10 protein-coding genes are annotated in these 16,835 nt (G+C 73.1%); 6 read left to right on the top strand and 4 right to left on the bottom strand.

The window, feature by feature from the left end; genetic code table 11:
• Positions 1–132: 132 nt before the first annotated feature.
• Together NR792_RS15490 and NR792_RS15485 are read left to right on the top strand one after the other, a co-directional pair.
• Complete coding sequence (locus NR792_RS15490) at positions 133–879, top strand: murein L,D-transpeptidase family protein (protein WP_375760800.1); 747 nt, start codon at positions 133–135, stop codon at positions 877–879.
• Positions 880–980: 101 nt separating this feature from the next.
• On the top strand, positions 981–2,423 hold the full coding sequence (locus NR792_RS15485; protein WP_375760799.1) for an amidase: 1,443 nt from the start codon (positions 981–983) through the stop codon (positions 2,421–2,423).
• Position 2,424: 1 nt separating this feature from the next.
• Here NR792_RS15485 and NR792_RS15480 read toward each other — a convergent pair whose 3' ends face one another.
• The gene (locus NR792_RS15480) at positions 2,425–3,849 is read right to left on the bottom strand and encodes a TonB C-terminal domain-containing protein (protein ID WP_375760798.1); all 1,425 of its coding nucleotides are present in this window, start codon (positions 3,847–3,849) and stop codon (positions 2,425–2,427) included.
• A 170-nt stretch (positions 3,850–4,019) separates the two neighbouring features.
• Here NR792_RS15480 and NR792_RS15475 point away from each other — a divergent pair, with 170 nt between their 5' ends.
• The 4 genes from NR792_RS15475 (at position 4,020) to NR792_RS15460 (ending at position 11,846) form a co-directional block, all read left to right on the top strand.
• On the top strand, positions 4,020–7,148 hold the full coding sequence (locus tag NR792_RS15475; protein WP_375760797.1) for a tetratricopeptide repeat protein: 3,129 nt from the start codon (positions 4,020–4,022) through the stop codon (positions 7,146–7,148).
• 95 nt (positions 7,149–7,243) lie between these two features.
• Positions 7,244–8,110 (top strand): NAD-dependent protein deacetylase, encoded by an 867-nt coding sequence (locus NR792_RS15470; protein ID WP_375760796.1) that lies wholly within the window; start codon positions 7,244–7,246, stop codon positions 8,108–8,110.
• 145 nt (positions 8,111–8,255) lie between these two features.
• Positions 8,256–10,274, top strand: coding sequence for a protein kinase (locus NR792_RS15465; protein ID WP_375760795.1), 2,019 nt, complete (start codon positions 8,256–8,258; stop codon positions 10,272–10,274).
• Between the two features lie 33 nt (positions 10,275–10,307).
• Entirely contained in the window at positions 10,308–11,846 is a 1,539-nt protein-coding gene (locus tag NR792_RS15460) for an adenylate/guanylate cyclase domain-containing protein (RefSeq protein WP_375760794.1), read from the top strand.
• 3 nt (positions 11,847–11,849) lie between these two features.
• Here NR792_RS15460 and NR792_RS15455 read toward each other — a convergent pair whose 3' ends face one another.
• The 3 genes from NR792_RS15455 to NR792_RS15445 form a co-directional block, all read right to left on the bottom strand.
• Positions 11,850–12,530: a Crp/Fnr family transcriptional regulator gene (locus NR792_RS15455; protein ID WP_375760793.1), complete on the bottom strand. Its 681-nt coding sequence runs from the start codon at positions 12,528–12,530 to the stop codon at positions 11,850–11,852.
• A gap of 416 nt (positions 12,531–12,946) precedes the next feature.
• Positions 12,947–15,382 carry a penicillin acylase family protein gene (locus tag NR792_RS15450; RefSeq protein WP_375760792.1) on the bottom strand — a complete coding sequence of 812 codons (2,436 nt, stop codon included), beginning with the start codon at positions 15,380–15,382 and terminating at the stop codon, positions 12,947–12,949.
• On the bottom strand, positions 15,379–16,785 hold the full coding sequence (locus tag NR792_RS15445) for an MFS transporter (RefSeq protein WP_375760791.1): 1,407 nt from the start codon (positions 16,783–16,785) through the stop codon (positions 15,379–15,381). Before NR792_RS15445 ends, NR792_RS15450 begins: the two co-directional genes overlap by 4 nt.
• Between the last annotated feature and the right edge of the window lie 50 nt (positions 16,786–16,835).

Below are 16,835 nucleotides of genomic sequence, written 5' to 3'. Positions count from 1 at the left end.
AGCAGCTTGGGAAGCAGGGGGCCAGGGGTGCCCCCGTCCCGGTATCCTGTTCGCCGGCCATCCCTGCCCGGGGACCGGATTGACGTCCACCAGCGTCCAAACGGTTTTTCCACAAGGAGCGCGTTTCCGCCCATGAAGGTCCTGCTCGCGTGGGGTGTCCTGTTGGCCTCGCTGTGCGCGCACGCCGAGGACCGGGTCGCGGCGGCCCGGAAGCGGCAGACGGCCGGGCTCGTCCAGCTGTTCAAGGAGGCGGGGGTGTCCTGGCCCCCCGAGGAGCTCTACCTCCGGGCCTTCAAGGCCGAGCGCGAGCTGGAGGTCTGGGCGGGGCCGCGCGGAAGGCCGCTCGTGAAGGTGCGCACCTTCCCCATCTGCGCGGCCTCCGGCGAGCTGGGGCCCAAGCGGGCGTTTGGCGACCTGCAGGTCCCGGAGGGCTTCTACACGGTGGACCTCTTCAACCCGAAGAGCGCGTACCACCTGTCCATGCGGGTGAGCTACCCGAACGCGCTCGACCGCAAGCTGGGCGCCGCCAACCCCGGGGGTGACATCTACATCCACGGCGATTGCGTGAGCATCGGCTGCATGGCCATCGAGAACGGCCCCATCGAGGCGCTCTACGTGATGGTGTCCGAGGCCCGCGCGCGCATGGGCCGCGACGTCCCGGTGCACGTCTTCCCGCGCCGGCTGGACGCGGCGGGGCTCGCGGCGCTGGAGGCCCTCTCCGGCGTCCCCGACGCACGCAAGGCCTTCTGGCGCGGCCTGGAGCCGGGCTACCGCCTCTTCGAGGAGTCCCGGCGCCCCCCACGCGTGAAGGTGGATGCCGCCGCGTCCGCCTACGTGGTGACGCCCGCGCTCCCGGTCCGGGAGGCCCGGGCGCGCTGAGGAGCTGGTAGAACTCCCGGAGCGGCCGCGCGGCCGGCGTTCGGGGAAAAGCGCACATGAAATCGTCTGTCTCGCCACAGGAATCCGGAGTGCGTCCGCTGGTGTCCCTCTCGACCACGGAGCTGGCCGCGGCGCTACGTGAGCGTCGGGTCAGCGCGGTGGAGGCGCTGGACGCGTTCCTCGCCCGCGCCCGCGAGCTCAACCCCGCGCTCAACGCGGTGGTGACGTGGAACGAGGCCCCGGCCCGGAAGCGGGCGGAAGAGGCGGACGCGGCGCTCGCCCGGGGCGAGCTGTGGGGCCCGCTGCACGGCGTGCCCTTCACGGTGAAGGACGCGTTCAGCACCCAGGGGCTGCGCACGACGTCCGCCCATCCGGCCTTCGCGGAGTACGTGCCCGCGCGGGACGCGACCGTGGTGGCCCGGCTCCGGGCCGCGGGGGCCATCCTCTTCGGCAAGACGAACCTGCCGCCGTTCGCCTCGGACCTCCAGACGGACGGGCCGCTCTGGGGCCGGACGAACAACCCGCATGACCTGGGGCGCACGTCGGGAGGCTCCAGCGGAGGCGCGGCGGCGGCGGTGGCGGCGGGGCTCACCCCCTTCGAGGTGGGCAGCGACATCGGCGGCTCCATCCGGCAGCCGGCGCACTACTGCGGCATCGTGGGCATCAAGCCCACGGAGCACCGCGTCTCCACCTTCGGCCACATCCCGGACATGCCGGACGGGCCGCGCCACGTGCGCCACATGGCGTGCGCGGGGCCGCTGGCGCGCTCGGTGGCGGACGTGCGGCTCATCCTGTCCCTCATCGAGGGCGCGGATCCGCTCGCCCCGGAGGTGCCGCCCGTCGCGCCGGTGGGGACCGCGAAGCCCCGGGCCCTGAAGGGCCTGAGGCTGGCGTGGGCGGACACGCTGGGGCCCTTCCAGGCGGACCGCGAGACACGGGAGGTGCTCCAGCGCTTCACCGCCGCCGCGCGCGCGGAGGGCGCCGTGGTGGAGCAGGCGGTGCCCGCGGGGCAGGACTTCACGGACCTCGTGGAGGTGTGGGGGCTGATGGAGGGCGGCGAGGTGGGCGCGCCCCTGCCTCCGCCCGTGCGCGAGGCCTTCCAGGGGCAGTTCCTCCCCCTGGAGCACGACCTGCTGGGGAAGGCCATCGTCCAGGGCACGCGCGTGGACATGACGGGCTACGGCACGGCGCTCACCCGGCGGGACGGGCACATCGCGCTGCTGGAGGGCTTCCTGGCCGGCTGGGACGCGTGGCTCGTGCCGGTGGCGATGACGGCCGCGCCGGTGCACACGCCGTTCGGCGGTCCGGTGGACGTGGACGGGGTGCCTCGCCCCTACCTGGAGGCCCTCGGCGGGTTCACCTGCCTGTTCAACGCGACGGGCAGCCCGGTCGTGGTGTTCCCGATGGGGCGCACGTCGGCGGGGCTGCCGGTGGGCGTGCAGCTCGTGGGGCGGCGGTGGGCGGACGGGGCGCTGCTCGACGTGGCGGAGGCGCTCCTGCCCCTGGGCGGCGGCGTGCGGTGGCCCTCGGCGTTCACGCCCTGAGTCAGTAGACGCGCAGCAGGCGCGAGCGGCATTCGAAGTGCGGGTTGCGCACGTCGATGACGGAGATCTCGCCGGTGGTCTCCTCGAAGCCTCCGGCGAGGAGGCCCGCGGCGGCCAGGGCGGCGAGGTAGACGTTGTCGCTGCCCTTCTTCATCTCGCTGAGCTTGCGCACGTAGACGACGCGGCCCTCCACGGCCCACACGCTGCGGATGCCGTCGGTGTGCACGCCCATGGCGTCCGAGGGAGGCGCGGGGAACTTCCCCAGCGCGGGCGGGACGGACTGGAGCACGTAGTCGTCGTAGGCCCGGTTGCCGCTGCGGCTGATGAGCTTCACCTCGCGCAGCGTGCCGTCCGCGCCCTGGAGCAGCTCCAGCGTGACGACGAGCTTCATGGTGCTGACGCCGTGGGCGAAGTCCTGGAGCTCATTGCCCGCCTGCGTGAGGCCGCGCAGCCGGTTGTAGCCGGGTTCGTCGCGGGTGCGCCGTGCGAGCAGCTCGCCCGGCTTGGGGGCCGTGCGGAGCCCCGGCATGTTCCCAGGGGAGCCGGTGGCGCCGAACTGCCGGGCCTTCTCCGCGTAGGCGTACAGCATCTGCTTGGGGAAGCTGGGCATGTCGAAGAGAGGAGGGGCGTCCATCTGCTTCTCCAGCTGCGCGCGCAGCTGGCTGAAGTAGGGATGCACGCGGCCGGTGTCCACGCGGTCACGGGCGCGGCGCTCATCGACGATGCCCTGCACGCGCTCCGACACGAGCGCACGCTCGTCGGCGGCGCGGGATTCCGCGGACAGGCTCGGGTCACCGGGGCGCAGCGTGCGGCCGCCGCCCCGCGAGTTCTCCGGCGTGGAGATGATGACCCCGCCGCTCAAGCCCGGGGAGGGAAGCAGGTTCAGGGGAGGGGTGCCCGGCGTCCGCGGTGCATCCGCCGTGGGCCGGTCCCCGGCCGGAGCTGGCTCGCGGGTCGCGAGGCCGGAGCGGGGGACGTCGTCCGCGAGAGGGCGCGGGGCCTCGGCGGGAGGCGGCGTGTCCTCCGCGGGCTCGCGCGTCGCGACCGCTGGCGGTGACCCGGCCGGTGCCTGCGGCGGCGCGCGCGGCTCCGACGGAGGCGGGGTGTTCTCGGGTGGCTCCCGCTCCGCCACGGCCGGAGGCGGTGGGGCCGGTTCGTTCCTCGACGGCGTGGGCGGCTTCGAGGGGGGCGGTGGAGGGGCCGGCGCCACCGGGGGCGGCGGCGATGCGGGCTCCTGGACCGGCGGTGTCGCGGAGGCGACGGAGGGCGAGGTGATGATCTCCACCTCGACCGTTTTCTCGCGCATCCGGGCCATGCGTCCGGTGGATGACGTCGCGGGCTCCACGGCCCACAACAGCCCGAACACGAGGGCGTGCAGCGCCAGGGAGATCAGCCCGGCCCATCCGAGTCGTCGCAGGCGCCGCATGCTCGGACGCTTCCAGAAAGGCCTTCCTGTCTCAACACATAGGTCATGTGCGTTCGCGAACCGACGTCCTGGGCGCCGGGCAGGCAACCCTTCAATGGCTGGAACGTCCCCAGGGTGACTCGACGCAGGCCGTGACTCCTGCTGTGCTGCCGTCCTTCCGCGTGCCTCCCATGCCCCTCGCCTGTCTGGACGAACCCACGTTCATGGACCTCCTGCTCGGGACGCTGCCGCCCGACAGGGCCGCGCTCGTCGACGAGCACCTGGACACGTGCCCCTCCTGCCGGCGCATGGTGTCCGAGGCGCTGAAGGTGCAACCGCCGTCCACCGCCCCCGAGCCTGCTCCGGAGGAAGAGGTCCTCGACAGCCAGCTGGCGACGCTGGCCGTGGACCCGTGGCGCGGGAAGAAGCCGCGCCTGCGCCTGCCCACGCCGCCGCTGGCACGCGGCACGGCGGTGGGCCGCTACCTCATCCTGGAGATGCTGGGCGTGGGCGGGATGGGCGTCGTGTACGCCGCCTATGATCCGGAGCTGGACCGCCGCGTCGCGCTCAAGCTGCTCCAGGTGGAGGCGCTGGGGCTGGGCGCGGAGGCCGGCCGCTCGCAGGTGCTGCGCGAGGCGCAGGCCATGGCCCGCGTCTCCCACCCGCACGTCGTCTCCGTCTTCGACGTGGGCACCTTCGGCCGGCAGGTCTTCCTGGCCATGGAGCTGGTGGACGCGCACACGCTGCGCAAGTGGGAGCACGACGGTCCGCACCCGTGGCGCCAGGTGGTGGAGGTCTTCATCGCCGTGGCCCGGGGGCTCGCCGCGGCGCACGCGGTGGGCGTCGTGCACGGCGACGTGAAGCCGGAGAACATCCTCGTCGGCCAGGACGGCCGCGTGCGCGTCACCGACTTCGGCCTGTCGCGCATCATGTCCGGCGCGGTGGCCCCGCCGGTGGCCCCCGGGAGCCCCACCCATCCGCGCGCCATGGAGGGCGGCACGCCCGCGTACATGGCCCCGGAGCAGTTCCCGCCCGAGGAGCGCACCGACGCGCGCAGCGACCAGTTCGGCTTCTGCGTCGCGCTCTACGAGGGCCTCTACGGCGAGCGCCCCTTCGCGGGCTCGACGGTGGAGGAGCTGTCCCAGGCGGTGCACGCGGGCCGCGTGAAGAGCGTGCCCCGGCACTCGGGCGTGCCGCAGTGGCTGCGGAAGGTGGTGGTGAAGGGCCTGTCGGTGAAGCCCGAGGACCGCCACGCGTCCATGGAGGCGCTCATCGCCGCGCTGGAGTCGGACCCCGCGTCGCGCCGGACGCGGCGGCTGCGCGTGGCCGGGGCGTCGCTGCTGCTGTTGTCCGCGGTGGGCCTCACGCACGTCCTCCACGGCCGCGACCCCACGGGCTGCGAGGGCGCCGCGCGTGCCATGGACGGTGTGTGGGACGCGGCCCGGCAGCAGGCGGTGGAGGCGGCCTTCGTCGGCACCCAGCGCCGCTTCGCGCACGACGCCTTCCGCCACGTGCGCCGGGGGCTGGACGCGTACACCGCCGCGTGGGTGACGACGCGCACGGCGGCGTGCGAGGCCACCCGCGTGCGGCACGAGCAGAGCGAAGCGGTGATGGCGCTGCGCATGCGCTGCCTGGACGCGCGGCTCGCGGACGTGGCCGCGCTCACGCAGTTGTTCACGCAGGCGGATCCGGACCTCGTGGAGCGGGCGCCCCGCGCGGTGGAGGGGCTGGCGCCGCTGGCGGGCTGCTCGGACGTGGAGGCGCTGACGTCGCGGGGCCACTCCTCGCCGGATGACGCCGCCGCGAGAGACAGGACCGTCGCGCTGCTCCAGGCGCTCGTGGACGCCAGGGCCCTGCGCGCCGCCGGCCGCTATTCGCAGGGCGTGGCGCGCGTGGAGCCCGTGGCCCAGGCCGCGCGCACCGCGGGGGACTGGTCCGGCGCCGCGGACGCGCTGCTCCTGCTCGCGGAGCTGAAGGACGGGGCAGGGGACTACCGGGGCGCGGAGGCCACGGTGCTCCAGGCCGCGTGGAGCGCGGAGGCCGGCCGCAACGACGACGCCGCCGCCCGGGCGTGGACGCTGGCGGTGCGCGTGACGGGCGAACGGTTGGACCACTACGCCCAGGGGCAGCAGGCCGCGGAGCGCGCCAGCGCCGCGGTGGAGCGGCTGGGCGGCAGCAAGGAGCTGGCCGGCGCGCTCGCGATGAACCTGGGCCGGCTCCTGTCGCGCCAGGGCCGCTACCCGGAGGCCCACGAGCAGCTGACCCGCGCGCTGTCCTTCCTGGAGAAGCGCTTCGGCCCGGAGGCCCTGGAGGTCGCGGACGTGCGCGTGGAGCTGGGCACCGTGCGCCGCTCGCAGGGGCGCGCGGAGGAGGCCCTGGGCCTGTACGAGCGCGCCCTGGGCACCGTGCGCGGCTCGCTGGGCCCCGAGCACCCGGACGTGGCGCGCATCCGCCTGGAGCAGGCCAGCGTGCGCTGGCAGCAGGGGGACTTCGTGCAGTCGGAGCGGCTGGCCCGGGGCGCGCTGGCGCTGCTGGAGCGCTCGCTGGGACAGGACCACCCGCAGGTGGCGGACGCGCTCAACAGCCTGGCGCTGGCGCTGCAGTACCAGGGCAAGCGCGAGGAGGCGCTGCCCCTCTACGAGCGCGCGCTGCGCATCGCGGAGACGACGGAGGGGCGCGACAGCTCCACCGTGGCCATCATCGTCAACAACATCGGCACGCTGCTGGTGCACCTGGGAAGGCTGGAGGAGGCCACCCAGCGCTTCGCCACGGCGCTCGAGCAGGTGGAGAAGAGCCTGGGCCCGGACCACCCCACGCTGGCGCTGGTGCTCCGGGGCATGGGCCAGACGCTCAGCTACCGCAACCAGCCGGACCAGGCCCTGCCGTACTTCGAGCGCGCCGCCGCGCTCCAGACGTCCCTGCCGGACGACGTGAACGGCGGCTGGACGGGGGCCCTGGTGGACCTGGGGCGCACGTACATGGTGCTGGGCCGTCCGCGCGAGGCGCTGGCCCCGCTGGAGAAGGCCGTCGCGGGCTGGGAGCGCGCCCGGCCCCGTCCGGCGGAGCGCCCCGCCGCGCGCTACATGCTGGGCCGCGCGCTGTGGGACGCGAAGCAGGACCCGGCCCGCGCCGTGCGGCTCGTCGCCGAGGCCCGCCTGGAGGCGGCCGCGCTGCCCGACGAGGAGTCCTCCGTGCCGGAGCTCCGCCAGGCGATGGACCGGTGGATCGCCAGGCTGCCCCCGGGCGCGCGCAAGGACCTCAAGGCCGCCATGGCCACGCCGAAGCCCGCGGACCCCTCCCGGGACGCGCTCACCCGGTGACGTGAAGGCCTGGAGCCGCCAGCCGCCCCCCTCCCCGACGGTCGGCGCCAGGGCTTGGGGCGGGCGCGAGGGGGGCACGTTATACGGAGGGTGGAATGACGCTCCTCACGGACTCCCCTGTCGCCGCCCTTCCGCCCGAAGCGGGCGTGGACGCCCTGACCTCGCTCTTGCGCGGACGCCGCGTCGTGGTGCTCACGGGCGCCGGATGCAGCACCGAGTCCGGCATCCCCGACTATCGCGGCCCGGAGACGCGCCACAAGGTGCGCAACCCCATCCAGCACCGCGAGTTCCTGCACAAGCCGGAGGTGCGCCAGCGCTACTGGGCGCGCAGCCTGCTGGGCTGGCCGCGCTTCACCTCCGCCCGCCCCAACGACGCCCACTTCGCGCTGGCCGCGCTGGAGAAGGCGGGCGTGGTGCCGGGCCTCATCACCCAGAACGTGGACGGCCTGCACCACGCGGCGGGCAGTGAGCGCGTGCTGGAGCTGCACGGCGCGCTGTCGCGGGTGCGCTGTCTGGCGTGCGGCGCGCAGGAGCCCCGCGCGTCGCTCCAGGCGCGGATGCTGGGCCTCAACCCGGACTTCGCGCACGCCGTCGTGGAGCTGCGTCCGGACGGCGACGCGGAGCTGTCGGCGGAGGCCGTGGACGGCTTCCACGTCCCCGCGTGCACGCGCTGCGGCGGGACGCTGAAGCCGGACGTGGTGTTCTTCGGGGACAACGTCGCGGCGCCGCTGGTGCAGGACGCGTTCGCGCTGGTGGAGGAGGGGGACGCGCTGCTGGTGGTGGGCTCGTCGCTGACGGTCTACTCCGGCTACCGCTTCGTCACCCGCGCCGCGGAGCGGCACCTGCCCATCGGCATCCTCAACATCGGGGAGAGCCGGGGCGACCCCCTGGCGGACGTGCGCGTGGAGGCGAGGGCGGGCGACGTCCTGCCCCGGCTCGCCCAGGCGCTGACCCGCGCCTGACGCTCCCCCTCCCACACCGGCCGTGCGGCCGGGCCACCGGGATGGCACCGAATGGGCACGCCGGGGGAGGGGGCAAGTGTGCCATCATCCCCGGCTTCGCGAGGCACGTGCGCCAGGCCGTGCCCGGGACGGAGACACAGGGCCGATGGACACCGGACGCCCGCTGGGCGGCAGGTACGCGCTGGAGCGCAGGATTGGCGGCGGTGGCATGGGCGCCATCTGGCGGGCCATCGACCTGCAACTCCAGCGGCACGTGGCCCTCAAGCTCATCGCTTCCGACGTCGTGGCGCGCACGCCAGAGGCGCACCGCCACTTCGAACAGGAAGCGCAGGCCGTGGCCCGGCTGCGCCACCCGCACGTGGTGCAGGTGCACGACTCCGGCGTGGACGGCGGCGTGCCGTACATCGTCATGGAGCTCCTGGAGGGCGAGGACCTGGAGACGCGCCTCACCCAGCAGGGGCGCCTGTCCCCGGCCCGCGTGGCCGCGCTCGTCACGCCAGTGGCCCGGGCCCTGGCGGCGGCGCACGCGGCGGGGCTCGTCCACCGCGACCTGAAGCCCGCCAACCTCTTCCTCGCCCACGTGGACGGCGAGGAGGTGGTGAAGGTGCTCGACTTCGGGCTCGCGCGCTCGCTGCTGCCCACGGGGGCGCCCGCGCAGGCCGAAGGGCTCACCGGCACGCTGCGCTACATGAGCCCGGAGCAGCTGCGCGCGGATCCGGACCTGGACGCGAGGGCGGACCTCTGGTCGCTCGCGGTGGTGCTCTACCGCGCCCTCACCGGCCAGTTCCCCTACGGGCCGGAGTCCGTGGGCGCCCTCCTGCGCGGCACCTTCCACCCGCCCGCGGTGCCCGTCTCGCAGCTGGTGCCGGAGCTGGGCGCGGGCGGTGACGCCTTCTTCCAGCGCGCCCTGCACCCGAAGCCCGAGCAGCGCTTCACCTCCGCGCGCGAGCTGGCCGCCGCCTTCGTCGCGCTGGTGGAGGCCGGCCGCGCCACGCAGGCCGCCACGGTGCTGGTGGTGGATGACGAGCCGGACGTGGAGGTGCTCATGCGCCAGCGCTTCCGCCGGCACGTGCGCGACGGCGTCTACCGCTTCGTCTTCGCCCGCGACGGCGAGGAGGCGCTGGAGGCCCTGCGCCAGCACCCGGACACGCACGCGGTGCTGTGCGACCTGAACATGCCGCGCATGGACGGGCTGACGTTCCTGTCGCGCGTGGGCGAGGTGGATCCGCTGGTGAAGGTGGTCATCGTCTCCGCGTACGGCGACATGCCCAACCTGCGCACGGCGATGAACCGGGGCGCGTTCGACTTCCTCGTGAAGCCGGTGGACCTGGACGACCTGGAGTCCACGCTGGCCAAGACGGTGCGCCACGTGGCGGAGCTGCGCCGCGCGGTGCGCTCCACGGAGGAGAACGCCCTGCTGCGGATGTTCGTGCATGGCGGCATCGTGGACCGGGTGCTGCCGCTGGTGCGCGGCCCCGGCGCCCTCGCGGGCGAGCAGCTGGACGCCACGGTGGCCTTCCTGGACGTGGCGGACTTCACCGCCGTCACCCGCCAGCACCCGCCGGAGTCCGCGCTGCGCCGGCTCAACGCCAACTTCGAGGTCATCCTCCCGGAGCTGGAGTCGCGCGGCGGCGTGGTGGACAAGTTCCTGGGCGACGCGGTGATGGCCGTCTTCCAGGGCGAGGGCCACGTGTCGCGCGCGCTGGACGCGTGCCTCGCGGTGAAGCAGCGGCTGCAGGGCCTGGCGTGGAGCGGCGGCGACGCGTCCCCGTACGCCCACGGCATCTGCATGGGCGTGGACACCGGGCCGGTGGTCTCCGGCAACGTGGGCGCGGCCGGGCGCGGGCGCCTGGACCACACGGTGCTGGGGGACGTGGTGAACACCGCGGCCCGGCTCGCCACCGTGGCCGCGCGCGACCAGGTGCTGGTGAGCGAGACGCTGGCCGCCCGGCTCGCGGACGCCTTCGACTGCCGCGCCGCCGGAGAGCGGCACCTGCCCGGGCCTGGAGGCCAGCGGCTGGGCGTGCGCGAGGTGGTGGCCCGCCAGGGCAGCCAGTCCGCGTCCTCCGCGGACGCCACCTCCGAGCAGGTGGCCCCCGCCGTCCTGGAAGCGCCCGCGGCCGCGCCCCGCGCGGAGGCCTTCACGGCCAAGGGGCCCACCTGAGCCCCGTCCTCCTCTCCACGCGGTCTTGAGCCCATGCGCCTCATCCTCAACCCAGGCCAGGTGGATGAACGGGTGGTGATGCTGCCGGAGGGCACCACCACCATCGGCCGCACCGAGGAGAACGGCATCCGCGTGCCGCACCCCAGCCTGTCGCGGCGCCACGCGCGGCTGGAGCGCGCGGGCGGGCGCGTGGTGCTGGTGGACCTGGACAGCAAGAACGGCAGCTTCGTGGGGCCGCACCGCGTCTCCCGCCAGGAGCTGGGCCACGGCCAGTCCTTCCGCTGCGGCGAGGTGTGGTTCCGGCTGGTGTCCCCGGACACGCCGCTGCCGGACGGCTGGGGCCCGCTGCGCACGCAGCCGCTGGAGACGCGCTTCTCCGGCGGGCCCATGGAGTCGCTGCTCGACACGCGCTCGCCGGACCGCACCCGCGACAAGCTCCAGGTGCTCCTCAAGGTGGGGCAGGTTCTGTCGTCCCCGGGCCCGGTGGACGGGCTGCTGGAGCGCGTGCTGCAGCTCGTCTTTCAAATCTGGGCGGTGGACCGGGCGGCGGTGCTGCTGGTGGACCGGGAGACGGGGGCGCTGGTGCCGCGCGTGTCCCGGGGCGCGCGGGGTGGGACGCTGCCGGAGCGCTTCTTCAGCCAGCACATCGTGGACTACGTGCACTCGCGCGGCGTGGCGGCCCTCTTCACCGACGCGAAGGACGACGCGCGGCTCCAGGGCGCGGACTCCGTCTTCCGCCAATCCATCCGCGCCTCCCTCTGCGTGCCCCTGCGCACGCGCGACACGGTGCTGGGCGTGCTGTACCTGGACAGCCTCACGCAGGGCGGCCTCTTCACCGACGAGGACCTGGAGTTCCTCACCGCCTTCGCCAACCAGGCCGCCATCGCCCTGGACCACGCGCACCTGGCGCGGCGGCTGGAGGAGGAGGCGGTGCTGAGAAACGCCTACCAGCGCTTCTTCCCGCCGGACGTCGTGCGCCAGCTCAAGGCGCTCCGGGGCGTGCCGCTGGAGGTGCGCGAGGCGAACGTCACCATCCTCTTCTCCGACATCACCGGCTTCACCGCCATGTCCTCGCGCCTCAAGCCCCGGCAGGTGGTGGACATGCTCAACGCGTACTTCCCGGTGATGGCGGACATCGTCTTCCGCCACGAGGGCACGCTGGAGAAGTACATCGGCGACGCGCTGATGGCCGTGTGGGGCGCTCCCTTCGCCCGGCCGGACGACGCGGACCGGGCCGTGCGCGCGGCCGTGGAGATGCAGCACGCCCTGGCCGCCCTCAACGCCCGCTGGCGGGCGGAGGGCACGCCGGAGATCCAGGTCCACATCGGGCTCAACTCCGGCCCGGTGGCCGCGGGCAACATCGGCTCGGAGCGCTACCTCCAGTACGCCACCGTGGGAGACGCCACCAACGTGGCGGCCCGCGTGTGCGGTGTCGCGCGCCCGGGTGAGGTGCTCATCACCGACGCCACGCGCGCCCTGCTGGACGCGGACGCCTTCGTGCTGGAGCCCCTGGCCCCGGTGACGGTGAAGGGCCGCGAGGAGCCCCTGTCCCTCTTCCGCGTGCGCGGCTGACGGCTACTCCGCGTCCTGTCCCAGCCGCTCCGGCTGGATGAGGACGATCTGCCCGCCCTCGAAGCTGAGCATCCCCTCGCGCACGTAGTAGCGCAGCCACTTGTTCACGCTCTCGCGCGTGACGCCGCACAGGTTGGCCAGCTCCGACTGTGTGAGCTTCGGGGTGATGAGCAGCCCTTCGGGGGACGGCTTGCCTTGCGTCTTCGCCAGCTCCAGCAGCACCCGCACCAGGCGGCTTCGCGCGTCCAGGAAGGCCGAGTCGTACACGAGCTGCGTCGTGCGCCGCACCAGCCGGCTCATGTTCGCCAGGAGCGCCAGGCTCACCTGCGGCCGCGTCTCCAGGTAGCGCCGGAAGTCCTCGCGCTGGAGCGTGAGCAGGTGCGCCTCCTCGCGCGCCATCGCGTCGGTGGAGCGCACCTCGCCGTCCAGCAGCGACAGCTCCCCGAAGGCATCCCCCCGGTCCAGCAACGCCAGGGTGATTTCGCGCCCCTCGCTGGAGGAGAGCCGGATGGCCACCTGTCCCCGCCGGATGATGAACAGCGCGGTGCCTACGTCCCCCCGGTGGAAGATGACCTCCCCCCGGGCGAAACGCCGGGGCTGGAGGAGCGACGACATGTTCTCCAGGTCCTCCCGGCCGAGGCTCTCGAACATGGGGATTTCGGCCAGCAGCTGCGCGTAGGACATGGGGGAGGCGCCATTGTGCCTGGAATCCCGGGATGCAGGTAGGGAAGCCTCCCATCCAGGTCCGGCGGACAAGTCCGGCGGGTGTGAACGCCTTCACACGCAGCTTGTGGGCCGGTTCACAGATCGAAACAGGGGGTCCCGGTACTGTTCCTTCATCGCAGCACGGGAAGCAGGGGGGCCCGCGCAGCGCGACACGGTGAGTCGGGGAGTCGGGGGACTTTCTAGCTCACCGCGGCATGCGCGGGAAATGAGGGGGACCGCGGGGCTGGCACATAGAAGGGGGAAGCGCCGAGTTTCTGAGGGGGAACTCGACGCGAATACGAGTGCCGGCTCCCGCTGGAGCCTGAAAAGCAATGGACCCGGGCCTGGAGGCCCGTCGCTCCGGGGGGAGTGACGGCCTTCAAGTCCGGGTTGTTTTATTTGGCCAGGGCCACCGCGGGCGTGAGCGTCAGCGTGGACTCGCGGTGCTGCTCCACGGCCTGCCGCGTGTGGAGCATGGGGTGGAACTCCACCTTGCGGTTGAGCTCCATCAGGTCGTCGCGGTGCTTGTGGAACAGGTGCTCCGTCTGCCCCGGCGCGTGGATGGACACGGAGCGGGACAGGTCCGCCAGGTCCACAATCATCCGCAGCGCGGTGCCGTGGACGACCTTGAAGGGGCGGCTCCAGAGGAACGACGCCCCGTCCACGGAGTAGTTGTCGCCCCGGGCCGGCACCGTGCGGCTGTTGAAGACGCGCCGGATGGGGCCGGGGATGGCGGGCCCGCCCAGCGGCTGGTGCGCGTAGGTGAGCTGGTGCACCTGGCCCCAGGCCCAGGCCTCCGGCTTCGGGCCGTAGGTCTTCACCAGCCACGCGGTGGCCACGCCCAGCGCCGCGCGGAGGATGTCGTCGCGCGTCTCCTTCTCCGGCGTCTTCGGGTCATCCCACCAGGCGCTGTCCGGCTGGGACATCAGGCCGATGACGAAGGGCATGTGCAGGCTGCCGTGCCGCTCGTACTGGCCCATGAGGTACTCGGACACCAGCGCCGGCTCCAGCTTGTGCTGGAGCAGCTTGCGCAGCACCTCGATGTACCAGGCCTGGAACACCGTGGCGCCCACGGCCTCCGGCTCGAAGCGCAGGTCCCACGCCTTGAGCGCGTCCACCGCCTGGCGCTGGGTGTCGTCGGACGGCAGCGCCGCCGCCAGGAAGTACGGGCGCAGCGCCTCCGCGGGCAGCGAGTACGTCTCCGCCTGGATGTCCCGCATGGTCTGCACGCTGTGCTGCGTGCCCGCCTCCAAGAGGTCGGTGATGCGCTTCGCGCGGTAGCCCGGGAACCAGTTGTGCGCGATGAGGTGCGGGTAGTCGTCGGAGGTGATCTTGTTGTTCGCCGTGGCCGCGTAGCCCGCGGGCGGGTTGAAGGACGCGGGCAGCTCCTCGAAGGGGATGAAGCCCGTCCACTCGGAGTCGCCCGTCCAGCCCGGCATGGGGATGAGGCCCTGGTGTCCCTGGCGGATGGGAATCTTCCCCGTGGCCTGGTAGCCGATGTTGCCGGCCGTGTCCGCGTACACGAAGTTCTGGCCCGGCCCCTCCCACGCCTTCATCGCGCCGCGGAAGGACTCCCAGTCCTGCGCCAGGTTGAGCTTCAGCACGGCGTTGATGAGCGGCTGGCATTCCCGGTGCGCCCACTTGAGGGCCAGGGGCTCGCTGTCCTTCAGCTCGTCCGCCATCACCTTGTTCATCAGCGGGCCGTGCCGGGTGCTCCTCACCTCCAGCACCACGGGGGCGCCGCCCTTGACGGGAATCTCCTCGCGGCGCACCTCCAGGTCGTGCCAGGTGCCCTGGTAGAGGTACTGCTTGGGCGCCTTCGGGTCGTCCAGCTTCTCGATGTAGAAGTCCTGGGTGTCCGGCCCCAGGTTGGACATGCCCCAGGCCACCTTCCCGTTGTGGCCGACGATGAGCATGGGCACGCCGGGCAGGGAGAAGCCCACGTGCTGGAAGCGGCCGCCGTGCAGGCCGTTCTCGTACCAGGTGGACGGCATGCCCAGCGGGATGTGCACGTCGTTGGCGAGCAGCGGCTGGCCGCTCTGCGTGCGCTGGCCGTGCACCACCCAGTTGTTGCTGCCGGAGACGATGTTCGGGTCGCCCATCAGCGCGTCCACGCTGTCCAGGCCGGACAGCGTCTTCACGGACTGGAGGCCCGGCAGGCGCGCCTCCTTCGGGACGATGAGCGGCGTCTCCGGCGCGTTCTGCGGCAAGAGCGCGTTGGCCACGTCCTCACCCACGGCGGCCACCAGCCGGGCGCGGAACAGCTCGATGCGGTGGTTGCCGCCCAGCATCATCGCCAGCAGGTTGCCGCGCGCGAGCGAGTCCACGGGCGTCCACGGCGTGGGCTCCGTGCCCATGACGGTGAACTCGTAGGGCAGCGGCTCCGCGGCGATGCGCGCGTTGATGCCCGCGCTGTAGGCCTCCAGGATGGCGCGCGCGTCCGGCTCCACCTGCTCCCAGGCGTGCTCGGCCAGGTGGCGCAGGCCCATGGTGCGCAGGAACTCATCCGCGGACACCAGCATGGGGCCCAGCAGGCTCGCGAGCCGGCCGTCCACCAGCCGGCGGCCCATCTCCAGCTGCCACAGCCGGTCCTGCCCGTGCACGTAGCCCTGGGCGAAGAACAGGTCGTGCTCGTCGTTGGCGAAGATGTGCGGCACGCCCCACGTGTCGCGCAGCACCTCCACCTTGCCGTGCAGGCCGGGCAGCGTGAGCAGCCCCTCGGCGCGCGGCCAGCGGCGGCGGGCAAGCCACGGCCCCACGCCGGGGGCGGCCACGGCCATGGCGGACGGCAACATGCGCAGCATGCGCAGGACCTGGGAGAAGGCGCTCATGACGCGGAGGCTCCGGCGGTGGGGGCGTTCGGCGGGGGGGCGGCGGCGGTGTCCGGGGTGGGGGACGCGTCAGGCAGCGCGTCCGGCAGCTCGCGGTCCAGGTTGCGCAGGCGCGGATTGGACCACCCGAACGCGACGTTCGTGAGCGTCACCAGCCCCAGGACGATGAAGATGACGGCGATGCCGCGCCCCGGGCCCACGCCCAGCAGGCGGCCCATGGTGCCGGCGAGCGCGCCGCCCTGGGCCATGGCCGGCTCGAAGATGTCGTCCGCGAGCGGCCCCGCGATGAGGCTGGCGATCGGTGACATGCACAGGGTGATCATCCGCTTCACGGACGCGGCGCGGCCCTGGAGGTCCGCCGGAATCTTGCGCTGCCAGATGGACTGGCTGCTCGCCACCATGGGCGGCATGGTGAACAGGTAGAGCGCGGCGGCGGTGGCCACCAGCGGCACGCTGGGCGACGGCGCGGCCATGAAGAGCACCAGGCCCGACACCACCTGGAACCCCAGGATGCCGTGCAGCTGGTTCTTGGGGCCGCCCCACACGCCCATGCCGACGGCGCCCAGCAGCGCGCCCACGCCCGCTATCGACGCGATGATGCCCAGCGTGGAGATGTCCGTGAAGGCCAGCACCAGCGGGGTGATGAGCAGCACCACCAGGTCCATGCACAGCACGGCCACGACGGTGAAGCCCAGCAGGGCCATGAGGCCCTTGCGGCTGCTGATGAAGCTCCAGCCCTGCTTCATCTCCGCGAGGATGGACCCCTTGCCCTGCTGCCCCTCCGCGGAAACGGTGGGGCGCGGGAAGCGGACCATCAGCAGGGTGATGACGGCGATGGTGAAGCTGCAGACGTCCACCGTCAGCACGCCCACCAGGCCCACGCTGTCGATGAGCGCTCCGGCGATGATGGGGGAGAGGATCTGGCTGGCGCCGCTGGCCACCTCCGCCATGGCGTTGGCGCGGCCCAGGTGCTGCTTGGGCACCAGCAGCGTCACCGTGGCGAAGAAGGCCGGCCAGCGGAAGGCGCCGAAGCACGCGCCGAAGGACACGGGCAGGTAGAAGTGCCAGGCCTCGAGCTTGAAGAGGCCCTTGCTGTCCGCCAGCACCATGCTGAAGATGATCAACGTGCTGAGGCCGTTGCCCAGGTCCGCCAGCAGCATGGCGCGGCGGCGGTCCCACCGGTCGATGAGCGTCCCCGCCAGCGGGGCCAGGATGACCATGGGCGCGAACGCGAAGAAGGACAGGAGCGCGAACTGCGTGGTGGAGCGCGTGTCCAGGAAGACCTTGGCGCCCACGCCGAAGGCCGTGAGGCCCGAGCCCAGGATCGAGATGAGCTGACCGAACCAGGTGATCCAGAAGACCCGCATGGGCTGGGTGATGGTCAGGCGTTGCGCGAGGCTCATTCCACGTCTCTTTCTCCTGGGGGGCAGGAGGTTCAAGGGCCCGCGCACGG

The organism is Corallococcus exercitus, assembly GCF_042231735.1.
Taxonomy (GTDB): Bacteria; Myxococcota; Myxococcia; order Myxococcales; family Myxococcaceae; genus Corallococcus; species Corallococcus exercitus_B.
This window is presented reverse-complemented; position numbering and strand designations above follow the sequence as displayed.

What these genes read in the sequence shown, in the direction of transcription:
- NR792_RS15475 (WP_375760797.1), top strand. Translation starts at nt 4,020, where the DNA reads ATGCCCCTCGCCTGTCTGGACGAACCCACGTTCATGGACCTCCTGCTC.
- NR792_RS15465 (WP_375760795.1), top strand. Translation starts at nt 8,256, where the DNA reads ATGGACACCGGACGCCCGCTGGGCGGCAGGTACGCGCTGGAGCGCAGG.
- NR792_RS15460 (WP_375760794.1), top strand. Translation starts at nt 10,308, where the DNA reads ATGCGCCTCATCCTCAACCCAGGCCAGGTGGATGAACGGGTGGTGATG.
- NR792_RS15455 (WP_375760793.1), bottom strand. Translation starts at nt 12,530, where the DNA reads ATGTCCTACGCGCAGCTGCTGGCCGAAATCCCCATGTTCGAGAGCCTC.
- NR792_RS15490 (WP_375760800.1), top strand. Translation starts at nt 133, where the DNA reads ATGAAGGTCCTGCTCGCGTGGGGTGTCCTGTTGGCCTCGCTGTGCGCG.
- NR792_RS15450 (WP_375760792.1), bottom strand. Translation starts at nt 15,382, where the DNA reads ATGAGCGCCTTCTCCCAGGTCCTGCGCATGCTGCGCATGTTGCCGTCC.
- NR792_RS15480 (WP_375760798.1), bottom strand. Translation starts at nt 3,849, where the DNA reads ATGCGGCGCCTGCGACGACTCGGATGGGCCGGGCTGATCTCCCTGGCG.
- NR792_RS15445 (WP_375760791.1), bottom strand. Translation starts at nt 16,785, where the DNA reads ATGAGCCTCGCGCAACGCCTGACCATCACCCAGCCCATGCGGGTCTTC.
- NR792_RS15470 (WP_375760796.1), top strand. Translation starts at nt 7,244, where the DNA reads ATGACGCTCCTCACGGACTCCCCTGTCGCCGCCCTTCCGCCCGAAGCG.